Source organism: Serratia sp. CY47444 (assembly GCF_052168635.1).
In the GTDB taxonomy this organism is placed as follows: domain Bacteria; phylum Pseudomonadota; class Gammaproteobacteria; order Enterobacterales; family Enterobacteriaceae; genus Serratia; species Serratia bockelmannii.
Genome location: NZ_JBJNMH010000001.1, coordinates 293,961 through 305,655, shown reverse-complemented (window position 1 = coordinate 305,655; position 11,695 = coordinate 293,961). Strand labels below are relative to the sequence as shown.

The 11,695-nt window shown below is 60.8% G+C and carries 13 protein-coding genes; 10 read left to right on the top strand and 3 right to left on the bottom strand.

All coding sequences use genetic code 11. The annotated features are described in order from the left end of the window. Nucleotides 1-3: 3 nt before the first annotated feature. The gene (gene zigA / locus ACJ8IL_RS01360; protein ID WP_025303002.1) at nucleotides 4-1,191 is read left to right on the top strand and encodes a zinc metallochaperone GTPase ZigA; all 1,188 of its coding nucleotides are present in this window, start codon (nucleotides 4-6) and stop codon (nucleotides 1,189-1,191) included. A gap of 194 nt (nucleotides 1,192-1,385) precedes the next feature. On the opposite strand, the gene pspF is transcribed toward zigA, so the two are convergent. Then, complete coding sequence (gene pspF / locus ACJ8IL_RS01355; protein ID WP_049277123.1) at nucleotides 1,386-2,393, bottom strand: phage shock protein operon transcriptional activator; 1,008 nt, start codon at nucleotides 2,391-2,393, stop codon at nucleotides 1,386-1,388. A 184-nt stretch (nucleotides 2,394-2,577) separates the two neighbouring features. Between pspF and pspA the strand changes: the two genes are divergently transcribed. From pspA to tyrR, 7 genes are all read left to right on the top strand, one after another. Further along, nucleotides 2,578-3,243, top strand: a complete 666-nt coding sequence (pspA, locus tag ACJ8IL_RS01350; protein ID WP_025303000.1) for a phage shock protein PspA — start codon at nucleotides 2,578-2,580, stop codon at nucleotides 3,241-3,243. 63 nt (nucleotides 3,244-3,306) lie between these two features. After that, a complete protein-coding gene (pspB, locus tag ACJ8IL_RS01345; RefSeq protein WP_004930553.1) occupies nucleotides 3,307-3,534 on the top strand; it encodes an envelope stress response membrane protein PspB in 228 nt (75 codons plus the stop codon). Then, a complete protein-coding gene (gene pspC / locus ACJ8IL_RS01340; RefSeq protein WP_004930552.1) occupies nucleotides 3,534-3,893 on the top strand; it encodes an envelope stress response membrane protein PspC in 360 nt (119 codons plus the stop codon). The genes pspB and pspC overlap by 1 nt, the downstream gene beginning before the upstream one ends. Nucleotides 3,894-3,989: 96 nt before the next feature. Then, on the top strand, nucleotides 3,990-4,256 hold the full coding sequence (gene pspD / locus ACJ8IL_RS01335; RefSeq protein WP_025302999.1) for a phage shock protein PspD: 267 nt from the start codon (nucleotides 3,990-3,992) through the stop codon (nucleotides 4,254-4,256). Continuing rightward, nucleotides 4,237-5,634: a YcjX family protein gene (locus tag ACJ8IL_RS01330; protein ID WP_127145967.1), complete on the top strand. Its 1,398-nt coding sequence runs from the start codon at nucleotides 4,237-4,239 to the stop codon at nucleotides 5,632-5,634. Before pspD ends, ACJ8IL_RS01330 begins: the two co-directional genes overlap by 20 nt. Further along, the gene (locus tag ACJ8IL_RS01325; protein ID WP_004930545.1) at nucleotides 5,631-6,692 is read left to right on the top strand and encodes a YcjF family protein; all 1,062 of its coding nucleotides are present in this window, start codon (nucleotides 5,631-5,633) and stop codon (nucleotides 6,690-6,692) included. The genes ACJ8IL_RS01330 and ACJ8IL_RS01325 overlap by 4 nt, the downstream gene beginning before the upstream one ends. A 313-nt stretch (nucleotides 6,693-7,005) precedes the next feature. After that, nucleotides 7,006-8,577, top strand: a complete 1,572-nt coding sequence (gene tyrR, locus ACJ8IL_RS01320) for a transcriptional regulator TyrR (RefSeq protein WP_197834418.1) — start codon at nucleotides 7,006-7,008, stop codon at nucleotides 8,575-8,577. Between the two features lie 57 nt (nucleotides 8,578-8,634). On the opposite strand, the gene tpx is transcribed toward tyrR, so the two are convergent. Beyond that, complete coding sequence (gene tpx, locus ACJ8IL_RS01315; RefSeq protein WP_004930536.1) at nucleotides 8,635-9,138, bottom strand: thiol peroxidase; 504 nt, start codon at nucleotides 9,136-9,138, stop codon at nucleotides 8,635-8,637. Between the two features lie 225 nt (nucleotides 9,139-9,363). Between tpx and ycjG the strand changes: the two genes are divergently transcribed. Then, entirely contained in the window at nucleotides 9,364-10,338 is a 975-nt protein-coding gene (gene ycjG / locus ACJ8IL_RS01310; protein ID WP_043143636.1) for an L-Ala-D/L-Glu epimerase, read from the top strand. A gap of 3 nt (nucleotides 10,339-10,341) precedes the next feature. Here the strand turns inward: ycjG and mpaA are convergent, their stop codons facing one another. After that, entirely contained in the window at nucleotides 10,342-11,049 is a 708-nt protein-coding gene (gene mpaA, locus ACJ8IL_RS01305; RefSeq protein ID WP_043143634.1) for a murein tripeptide amidase MpaA, read from the bottom strand. Nucleotides 11,050-11,255: 206 nt separating this feature from the next. Here mpaA and ACJ8IL_RS01300 point away from each other — a divergent pair, with 206 nt between their 5' ends. Beyond that, nucleotides 11,256-11,606 (top strand): hypothetical protein, encoded by a 351-nt coding sequence (locus tag ACJ8IL_RS01300; RefSeq protein WP_025302994.1) that lies wholly within the window; start codon nucleotides 11,256-11,258, stop codon nucleotides 11,604-11,606. Nucleotides 11,607-11,695: the final 89 nt, after the last annotated feature.

Sequence of the window (11,695 nt, the reverse complement as noted above, 5' to 3'; positions counted from 1 at the left end):
CTCATGAAACAACTTCCCGTGACCGTGCTTTCCGGCTTTCTCGGCGCCGGCAAGACCACGGTGCTGAACCACATCCTGAACAACCGGCAGGGCATGCGCGTGGCGGTGATCGTCAACGACATGAGCGAGGTGAATATCGACGCCGCGCTGGTGGAGAATGAAGTGCACCTCGATCGCCAGCAGGAAAAGCTGGTGGAGATGAGCAACGGCTGCATCTGCTGTACGCTGCGCGAAGACCTGCTGGTGTCGGTGCGCGAGCTGGCGCAGGACGGGCGCTTCGATTATCTGCTGATCGAATCGAGCGGCATCTCCGAACCGCTGCCGGTGGCGGAAACCTTTACTTTCGAGGATGAAGAAGGGGAAAGTCTGTCGCAGTTCGCCCGGCTGGATACCCTGGTGACGGTGGTCGACGGGGTGAATTTCATCCAGCAATATCAGCAGGCGCAAAGCCTTCAGGAGGCCGGTCAAAGCCTGGGCGAGGACGATCTGCGCAGCGTGGCGGACCTGTTGATTGAGCAGATCGAATTCTGCGACGTGATCCTGGTCAGCAAAACCGATCTATTGACGCCAACCCAGCAGGGCGAAGTGATGGCGCTGCTGGCCAGCCTGAACCCCGACGCCCGCATTGTGCCGATCGCGCCGGGCAAACTGCCGCTGGAGGTAGTGCTGAATACTGGCAGCTTCAGCTTTGAAAAGGCTCAGCAGGCACCCGGCTGGCTGAAAGAGCTGCGTGGCGAACACGTGCCGGAAACGGAAAGCTACGGCATCAGTAGCTTTGTCTATCAGGCGCGGCGGCCGTTTGCGCCAGACAAGTTCTACCGCGTGATCAACGGCGACTGGGGAGGCGGCAAGCTGCTGCGGTCGAAGGGCTTCTTCTGGCTGGCGACGCGGCCGCGGCAGGCCGGGCAGTGGAGCCAGGCGGGCGGCATCGCCCATTATGGCCTCGCGGGCACCTTTTGGCGCGCCATCCCGCAAGACAACTGGCCACAGGATCCCGAAACGCGGGCGCATATTCAGGAGAAATGGGTGGAACCGTTCGGCGACATGCGCCAGGAGCTGGTGTTTATCGGCCAGCATTTGCAGCAGGCGACGATCGTGCGTCTGCTGGACGACTGCCTGTTGAGCGACGATGAAATGGCCGCCGGCGTGGACTATTGGCTGGACATGGCAGACCCGTTCCCTGAGTGGTAATTGCGCAATCTTCGTGTGGAAATGAGAAAAATTCTCAACAAAGTGCTTTACAGACGATACTGATAACTATTATCATCGCCTGGCAGTTCACGGAAGGCCACAGTTTGCGGCTCTGATGTGGAAGGCACGACATTGCTCACATTGCTTCCAGTGTTTTTTAAGCCAGCTCGGGTGCTGGCTTTTTTTTTTGCCTGTTATTCCTCGTCCGCTTCGCCGTTTTGCAGCAGCGCATGCTTTTTCAGCATACCGCGCAGCTGATGATAGGTGAGCCCCAGCAGCTGCGCCGCCTTGCGCTGATTGAACCGCCCGTGCTGCAGCGCCGCTTCGATCAATGCCTTCTCCTGCTCCAGCTGCCAGAGTTTCAAATCCAACGGCAGCGGCGGTAACGCGCCGGCGTCTTCAGGAATGGGCGCGACCGGCGTGGCCTCGCGTGGCGCAAACGGGTTGATGACGATCTCATCCAGTGGGCTGTCGCTGTCGCCGTGGCGATAGACCGAACGCTCCACCACGTTTTTCAGTTCGCGCACGTTGCCCGGCCAGCCATACTCGAGCAACGTTCGCCTGGCATGCTCGGTAAAGCCGGGAAACAGCGGCAGCCCCAGCTCGCGGCACATTTGAATGGCGAAATGCTCGGCCAACAGCATGATATCGGGCCGCCGTTGGCGCAGTGGCGGCAGTTGCACCACGTCGAACGCCAGCCGATCTAGCAGATCGGCGCGGAATTTGCCCGCCGCCGCCAGCGCCGGCAGATCGTCGTTGGTGGCGCACACCAGGCGCACATCCACCCGCAGCGGCTGGCTGCCGCCCACGCGTTCCAGCTGGCCGTATTCGATCACCCGCAGCAATTTCTCCTGCACCAGCATCGGTGCGGTCGCCAGCTCATCGAGGAACAGCGTGCCGCCGTCGGCGCGCTCGAAGCGCCCCAGATGGCGTTTCTGCGCACCGGTAAACGCGCCGGCCTCGTGGCCAAACAGCTCGGAGTCCAGCAGGTTTTCATTCAGCGCCGCGCAGTTAAGCGAGATGAACGGCCCTTGCCAGCGGTTGGAGAGGTAGTGCAGGCGGTGGGCGATCAGCTCCTTGCCGGTGCCGCGTTCGCCGATCACCAGCACCGGCTTGTTCAGCTTTGCCACCTGGGAGACTTGCTCCAAGACTTCGACAAAGGCGTTTGCCTCGCCCAACAAATTCTCTGGCTGTTCGTTCATGATGAAATTCGCCAATGTTTGGTGAAAATAATCACTCTACAGCAAGCGCGCAGAGAGTCAAAAATAAAGAGTTGTTTTTTTTCAATGAAATAAAAGTTGGCACGGGTTTTGATTATCTCTTTGGGCAAGCTGTACGACTTAACGCGGCGCTTCAGACGCCATCAGAACCAAGAGGAAGTGAATTATGGGTATTTTTTCTCGTTTTGCCGACATCGTGAACGCCAACATCAACACCCTGCTGGACAAGGCGGAAGATCCGCAAAAGCTGGTGCGGTTGATGATCCAAGAGATGGAAGACACGCTGGTTGAAGTTCGCTCTACGTCGGCGCGTGCGCTGGCGGAGAAAAAGCAGCTGCTGCGTCGCATCGAGCAGGGTGAAAACCAGGTCAGTGACTGGCAGGAAAAAGCCGAACTGGCGCTGCGCAAAGATAAAGAAGACTTGGCCCGTGCGGCGCTGATCGAAAAACAAAAGGTGGCCGATCTGATCGCTACGCTGACGCAGGAAGTGGCGACCGTAGAAGAAACGCTGGCGCGCATGAAGAGCGAAATCGGCGAGCTGGAAAACAAGCTGACCGAAACCCGCGCGCGGCAGCAGGCGCTGGCGCTTCGCCATCAGGCCGCGTCTTCTTCTCGTGACGTGCGCCGCCAGCTCGACAGCGGCAAGCTGGATGAGGCGATGGCGCGTTTCGAACAGTTCGAGCGCCGCATCGACCACATGGAAGCCGAAGCGGAAAGCATCAGCATCGGTAAAAAGAAGTCGCTGGACCAAGAGTTTGCCGAGCTGAAAGCCGACGACGCCATCAGTGAGCAACTGGCGGCGCTGAAAGCCAAAATGAACCGCTCAGAGTAAGGCGAACCGCGGCCACACGCCGGAGGTGGCCGCCTATCCAGGACCCGATAAGAAGGAATAACAATGAGTGCTTTATTACTTGCCATTCCGCTGACAATTTTCGTGCTGTTTGTCGCGCCGATTTGGCTTTGGCTGCATTACAGCAATCGGCAGCAGACCGGCATCCAGCTGAGTCAGCAAGAAATGCAGCGCCTGGCGCAGCTGGCGGAAGACGCCAAACGCATGCGTGAACGCATTCAGGCGCTGGAAGAGATCCTCGATGCGGAACACCCGAACTGGAGACAGTCCTGATGAGCACGACGCTGGGCAGTAAAAAGCTTTATCGCGTTCCCGAAGAAGGCATGGTGAAAGGCGTCTGCGCCGGTTTGGCGCACTATTTCGACGTACCGGTGCGACTGATCCGCGTGATGGTGGTGCTGTCGCTGTTCTTCGGGCTGTTCTTCTTCACGCTGGTGGCCTATATCGCGCTGGTGTTCGTGTTGGATGAAGCGCCGGCCAGCCGTTTCGAAGGCGAGCATCAGAAGACGCCGCGCCAGCTGCTCGATCAGCTGGAGTATGAGTTGGGCAGCGGCGAGCAGCAGCTGCGTCAGGTCGAGCGCTACGTGACGTCCGATACCTTCGGCGTACAGAGCCGTTTCCGCAAGCTGTAACCCTTCTTGCGATACCCGGCCTGCGCAGGCCGGGCATCTTCGCCGCCGTTATCCCGTTGAATGTAACCTTAATCTCTTGTGCCGGAGGGCATTGTCATGAATAAAATCGATGTTGCAAACACCGCCAGAACGGGTGGATTTAAACGAGGAGCGGCGGCAATGTTGAAGACATTGGCTAAAGTCATCATCATAGCGTTATTGAACTATGGCCCGGCGGGCGCCGCCGGCTGGTTGCTGAAGACCGTCGGCCGCAAACCGGTGCGCGTCGTGCTGGCGCTGGTGCTGGAACCACTGTTCCGTAAAGGCCTGAACAAGGCATTCGGGCGTTACGTCAAGGAGAGCAATGAAACGACTGCAAAATGAGTTAACCTCGCTGGTCAACCGCGGAATGGATCGCCATCTGCGCCTGGCGGTGACCGGCCTGAGCCGCAGCGGCAAAACCGCTTTTATCACCGCCTTTGTCAATCAACTGCTGCATGTGCACAGCGGCGCGCGCATGCCGCTGTTTTCACCGGTGCGCGAAGAGCGCCTGCTGGGCGTCAAACGCATCCCACAGCGCGATCTCGGCATCCAGCGTTTCACCTATGACGAAGGGCTGGCGCAGTTGTACGGCACGCCGCCGACCTGGCCGACGCCGACGCGCGGCGTCAGCGAAATCCGGCTGGCGCTGCGTTACCGCTCCAACGACTCGCTGCTGCGGCACTTCAAAGACACTTCCACGCTGTACCTGGAGATCGTCGATTATCCGGGTGAATGGCTGCTGGATCTGCCGATGCTCGAACAGGATTACCTGGCCTGGTCGCGCCAGATGACCGGGCTGCTGCAGGGCGAACGCGCCGAATGGGCCAAGCCCTGGCTTGAGCTGTGCAAGGCGTGCGATCCGCTGGCACCGGCCGACGAAAACCGGCTGGCGGCGATCGCCCAGGCCTACACCGATTATCTGTTGCGCTGCAAAAGCGAAGGGCTGCACTTCATTCAGCCGGGGCGTTTCGTGCTGCCGGGCGACATGGCCGGCGCGCCGGCGCTGCAGTTTTTCCCGTGGCCCGACGTGGCCGCGATCGGCGAATCGAAGCTGGCGCAGGCCGACAAACACACCAACATCGGCATGTTGCGCGCTCGCTTCAACTACTACTGCCAGTCGATCGTCAAAAACTTCTACAAAGAGCATTTTGTCCGTTTCGATCGGCAAATCGTGCTGGTCGACTGCCTGCAGCCGCTCAACAGCGGCCCGCAGGCGTTCAACGACATGCGTCTGGCGCTGACCCAACTGATGCAGAGCTTCCATTACGGCAAACGCACGCTGTTTCGCCGCTTGTTCTCGCCGACCATCGACAAACTGATGTTCGCCGCCACCAAGGCGGACCATATCACCGCCGATCAGCACGCCAATCTGGTGTCATTGCTGCAGCAGCTGGTGCAAGAGGCGTGGCAGAACGCGGCGTTCGAGGGCATCAGCATGGATTGCGTTGGCCTGGCCTCGGTGCAGGCGACCGAGAGCGGCATCGTCGATCACCAGGGGCAACGCATTCCGGCATTGAAGGGCAACCGCCTGAGCGACGGCGCGCCGCTGACGGTGTTCCCCGGCGAAGTGCCCGCCCGCCTGCCGGGGCCGGCGTTCTGGCAGAACCAGGGGTTCCACTTCGATGAGTTTCGTCCGCGCGCCATGAGCGTGGACAGCCCGTTGCCGCACATCCGCCTGGATGCAGTGATGGAGTTTTTATTGGGAGACAAATTGCGATGAGCGAGCCGATCAAACCGCGTATCGATTTTGACGAGCCGCTGCAGCCGCCGCAGGAGCCGGCGTTGCGCGCCGGCGTCGCTTTCGATGCCGAACAGGCAGAAAGCTTCTTTCCGGCGGCGCCGGAGCTGCAGCAGGAAGAGGAAGAAGGGCGCGCCGAAGGCATCATTAATGCCGCGCTGAAACCTAAACGCAGCCTGTGGCGCAAAATGGTCACCGCCGGGCTGGCGCTGTTCGGCGTCAGCGTGGTGGCGCAGGGTGTGCAGTGGGTGCATACCGCCTGGGTGCAGCAGGACTGGATCGCCATGGGCGGCGGCGTGGCCGGCGGCCTGATCGTGTTCGCCGGCGTCGGTTCGGTGGTCACCGAATGGCGGCGTTTGTATCGGCTGCGCCAGCGCGCGGAAGAGCGCGACGTGGCGCGCGAGCTGTTGCACAGCCACGGGCTGGGGCAAGGGCGCGAATTCTGCGAGAAGCTGGCGCGTCAGGCCGGGCTGGATCAGGGGCATCCGGCGTTGCAGCGCTGGCAGGCCTCGTTGCATGAAACCCAAAATGACCGTGAAGTGGTGGAGCTGTACGCCAAGCTGGTACAGCCAGTGCTCGACAACCAGGCGCGGCGCGAAATCAGCCGCTCCGCCGCCGAATCGACGCTGATGATTGCCGTCAGCCCGTTGGCGCTGGTGGATATGGCGTTTATCGCCTGGCGCAACATCCGTTTGATTAACCGCATCGCGGCGCTGTACGGCATCGAACTGGGTTACTTCAGCCGCATTCGTCTGTTCCGCCTGGTGCTGCTCAACATCGCCTTCGCCGGCGCCTCTGAACTGGTGCGTGAAGTGGGCATGGACTGGATGTCGCAGGATTTGGCGGCGCGGCTGTCGGCGCGTGCGGCGCAGGGTATCGGCGCCGGGTTATTGACCGCGCGGCTGGGCATCAAGGCGATGGAGCTGTGCCGCCCGCTGCCGTGGCTGGAGGGGGAAAAGCCGAAGCTTGGCGATTTCCGCAGCCAGCTGATCGGCCAGTTGAAAGACACGCTGAAAAAGAGCGACGGCAAGGCCAAATAACCCCGCGATGGCGCTCCCAGGAGCGCCGTTTTCTCAACGGCACCGACGCCGGACGTAATCGAGACTTGACGACAGTCGATCCCCCTGTGATTGCGTGATAAATCTCTGCAAAATTAATTCTGATTGTGATAACTCTCTGTTTGTAGGCTAAAATGACGCCGATGCTGTTATCCGCTTGCGTTTAAAATCAGCAACCACGGCAATAAATCAGAGTTCTGTCAACTTTTGCTGACAGATCGCTTCTACCGCCCGGTGCGAGGGAGTATCATCATCGTCAACGATCCCCGCACCTGCAGAGATAAGGCCAACACTGATGCGTTTGGAAGTATTTTGCGAAGACCGCCTCGGTCTCACTCGAGAATTACTCGATCTTTTGGTATCGCGCAGCATTGACTTACGTGGCATCGAAATCGATCCCATCGGCCGCATTTACCTCAATTTCTCCCAGCTGGATTTCGATACTTTCCGCGCCCTGATGGCGGAGATCCGCCGCATCGCCGGCGTGACAGACGTGCGCACCGTCAGCTTTATGCCTTCCGAACGCGAACATCGCGCGCTGCGTGCGCTGCTGGAATCAATGCCGGAACCGGTGTTCTCTATCGACATGAAGGGCAAGGTCGAGCTGGCCAACCCGGCGGCGCAGGCGCTGTTCAGCCTGAACGAAGACAAGATCCGCAACCAGACCGCCGGGGCGCTGATCGGCGGCTATAACTTCAGCCGCTGGCTGGAGAGCGAGCATACGGCGCCGCACTCCGAGCGGGTGGTGATCCGCAGCCAGGACTTCCTGATGGACATCACGCCCATCTATCTGGAAGACGAACAGCAGCAGGCGGCCGCGGTCGGCGCGGTGGTGATGCTGAAGTCCACCGCGCGCATGGGCCGCCAGCTGCAAAATCTATCGGTGAATGACGATACCGAATTCGACCACATCGTGGCGGTGAGCGCCAAGATGCGTCACGTGCTGGAGCAGGCGCGCAAGCTGGCGATGCTCGATGCGCCGCTGCTGATCGTCGGCGATACCGGTACCGGCAAGGATATTCTGGCCCGCGCCTGCCATTTGCGCAGCCCGCGCGGCAAACAGCCGTTCCTGGCGCTGAACTGCGCCGCACTGCCGGATGACGTGGTGGAGAGCGAACTGTTCGGCCATGCGCCGGGCGCTTATCCCAACGCGCTGGAAGGCAAGAAGGGCTTCTTCGAGCAGGCCAACGGCGGTTCGGTGCTGCTGGATGAGATCGGCGAAATGTCGCCGCGCATGCAGACCAAACTGCTGCGTTTCCTCAACGACGGCACGTTCCGCCGCGTTGGCGAAGAGCATGAGGTGCACGTCGACGTGCGCGTGATCTGCGCCACCCAGAAAAACCTTACCGAGCTGGTGCAGCGCGGCGAATTCCGCGAAGATCTCTATTATCGCCTCAACGTACTGACCATCTCCATCCCGCCGCTGCGCGAACGTCCGCAGGACATCATGCCGCTGACCGAACTGTTCGTGGCGCGCTTCGCCGATGAGCAAGGCGTGGCGCGGCCCAAGCTGGCGAGCGATCTGGGCAGTTTCCTCAGCAAATACGGCTGGCCGGGCAACGTGCGCCAGCTGAAAAACGCCATCTACCGCGCGCTGACGCAAACTGAAGGCTACGAACTGCGGCCACAGGATATCGTGTTGCCGGAGTTCGAGGTGGAGATGTCGCTGGGCGACGAGGTGCTGGACGGCTCGCTGGACGACATCAGCAAGCGTTTCGAGCGCTCGGTGCTGACGCGCCTGTATCGCACCTATCCCAGCACCCGCAAGCTGGCGAAGCGGCTGGGCGTTTCCCATACTGCCATCGCCAACAAGCTGCGCGAGTATGGCCTGAGCAGCCGCAAAGGCGGCGTTGAGGGCGAGGAATAAAAAAGGCGCCTTGCGGCGCCTTTAACGGGTTTCCAAAGCCGGCGTTCGCCGGCTTTGTTATTTCAGCGCAGCTAGCGCCGCGTCGTAGTCAGGCTCGGTGGTGATTTCGTTCACCAGCTCGCTGTACAGCACGTTGTCCTGGCCATCCAGCACCACGACCGCACGCGCGGTCAGGCCTGCCAACGGGCCTTCGGCGATTTCGACGCCGTACGCCTGCTTGAACTCGGCGCCGCGCAGGGTAGACAGGGTAACCACGTTGCTCAGGCCTTCCGCGCCGCAGAAGCGAGACTGCGCGAACGGCAGATCGGCGGAGATGCACAGCACCACGGTGTTATCCAGGCCGCTGGCCAGCTGGTTGAATTTACGCACCGACGTCGCGCAGACGCCGGTATCGATGCTTGGGAAGATGTTCAGGACTTTGCGTTTACCCGCGAAGCTGCTCAGCGCCACGTCTGACAGGTCTTTGGCAACCAGCGAGAAGGCCTTGGCCTGTTCGCCCTGCTGTGGCAGTTTGCCTGCTACGCTGACCGGATTGCCTTGAAAATGTACTGTCTGAGTCATTGCTAGATTCCTTTTACAGGTGTTTATACAAAGGGTATGAACCTGATGAAACGGCGCGCCGGCAACGGCATTTAACATCAGGTTCACACCCTGGCGCCAGTTTATGACAACCGGGGCGGATTGGATATCAAAGTTTGCTAAATAGTTGTATATATTAGGCTGTTCTATAAAACATCACCGGCGCATCAGCCTGGCTGAATGCGCAGTTTTCGCTCAGGAGCCGTTATGAGAGACATGCGTTTTTACCCGGAAGCCTGGCCGCTGCATACTGCCTTCGTGATTGCGCGCGGCAGCCGCACCGAAGCCCGGGTGGTGGTGGTCGAAATCGAACAGCAGGGCGTGCGCGGCACCGGTGAATGTACGCCGTACCCGCGTTACGGCGAGAGCGAGGAATCGGTGATGGCACAGCTGGCAGAGATGGCGCCGGCGATCGCACAAGGCATGACCCGCGAACAGCTGCTGGTGCAGATGCCGGCGGGCGCCGCCCGCAACGCGCTGGATTCGGCGCTGTGGGATCTGGAGTGCCGCCTGCACGGGCAGAGCCTGTGGCAGCGCAGCGGCGTGACGGCCCCGGCGCATATCCGTATGGCGCAGACCGTCAGCATTGGCACGCCGGAAGCGATGGCCTTCGCCGCGCGTGAACTGGAGCAGCAGGGCGCCACGCTGTTGAAGATCAAACTCGACGATCACTATATCAGCGAACGATTGGTAGCGATCCGCGCCGCGGTACCGCAGGCGACGCTGATCGTCGACGCCAATGAGTCCTGGCAGGCGGAAGGGCTGGCGGCGCGCTGCCAGCTGCTGGCCGATCTCGGCGTGGCGATGCTGGAGCAGCCGCTGCCGGCCGGTGATGACGCCGCGCTGGAACACTTTATTCATCCGCTGCCGATCTGCGCCGATGAGAGCTGCCACACCCGCGCCGATCTGCCGCGGCTGGCGCAACGCTATCAGATGGTCAACATCAAACTGGACAAAACCGGCGGCTTGACCGAGGCGCTGGCGCTGGCGCAGGCCGCGCGCGAACAAGGGTTCGCCATCATGCTCGGCTGCATGTTGTGCACGTCACGGGCGATATCCGCCGCCTTGCCGCTGGCGCCGGCGGCGCGCTTCGTCGATCTGGACGGCCCGACCTGGCTGGCGCGGGACGTCGAACCGGGTCTGGCGTTCGAATGCGGGGCGATCGTCGATATCGCCCCGTAGGGATTAATTCGGGTAGGTCAGCAGCTCGATCATCGCGTCGATGTAGCGCTCGCTGGCGGCATCGGCGGAGATCGGCGGGAATTCGGCGGTGATGCACGGTAGCGACAGATCTGCGCACCAGCTGCCGAACGAACCGGGCGTTTCATAGCCGACGCTGGTCACCAGCGGCAGTTCGAACTTGTGCGACAGCCAAACGCCGAGCCGCGAGCTGGCGGGATCTTCGATGCAGGCCAGCGGTTCGTGGAACGACACCACCCAGTGCGGCTTCAGACGATGGATCAGATGACACAGCGCCTGGGTTTCCGGTTCGGAACCGGGGCGCCCACCGGTGGAGAGCTTGACGTCGCGCACCGGCGCCGCGCTGTTCCAGCGGTAGACGGTATCGCCGGAGCGCCAGTTGGCGGCCGGGAAGTTGCGATTCAGATCGACGCCGTTGGCATTGGCGCGCAGCCCCAGCTGACAGCCGTCGGGGTTGACCGCCAGCACCACGTGGTGACGCAGTCGTTCGGGGGCGATGCTGCGCAGCGCGCAAGACAGGGTCACGATGGCGGCGCTCTCATCGCCGTGGGTGCCGGCGATGATAAGCCCGGTCTCCGGGCCGCTGATCGCCGCCGGGAAATAGAGCAGCGGCGCGCCCAGCAGCGAGCTGCCGTAGTTCTCTCCTGCGATGGCCAACTGGCCACGTTCACTGCGTGGTCGATGTTCGGTCATGGTGTTGTCCCTGGATTAAAGGTCGAGAGTCATTGTCATTTTATTCAGTGTATTACGCTTTGAGGCATCTTTCCCATCGCAATTGTGCGACGTTTGCGCAATCTGTGACGCCGCGGCGGTGAAAACGCCAATTAAACCGCACCTGGCCTGACGCTGTTGTTATACTAACGGCAGAGCTAAGCCAATCACCCGCAAGAGGATTTAACATGCCAGTAGCCAGAATCATCGCCAGCTATAGCGAAAATGAAAATGACACCATCACGCTGCTGTGCGGCGTGGATGCTGAAAACCAGATCCGTCAGGGGGAATGGTTCGGCGTGGTGAAAAATGACGACGGGCGCGGGGACGAATCGAACTATCCGTTCACCCTGCATATCGATTACCAAAAAGATGTCTTCTACCTCGACTACGGCTACGACGACGCCGACGCGCGCCAGCTGCAAAAAACCGATATCTCGGCCCGTCCGCTGGCCGAGAAAGGCTTTTTCACCGTGTTCGATGAAGAAGAGGGTGAAGAGTTCAGCTACCGCATCAACAGCATCCACCTGTACGACTGACGGTCGCCGCTGCAAACACCGCCCGTGCCGCCCTGCGCCGCACGGGTTTTTTATTGCCTGAATCGCACTTTTTGCAACTTCTCGGCCGT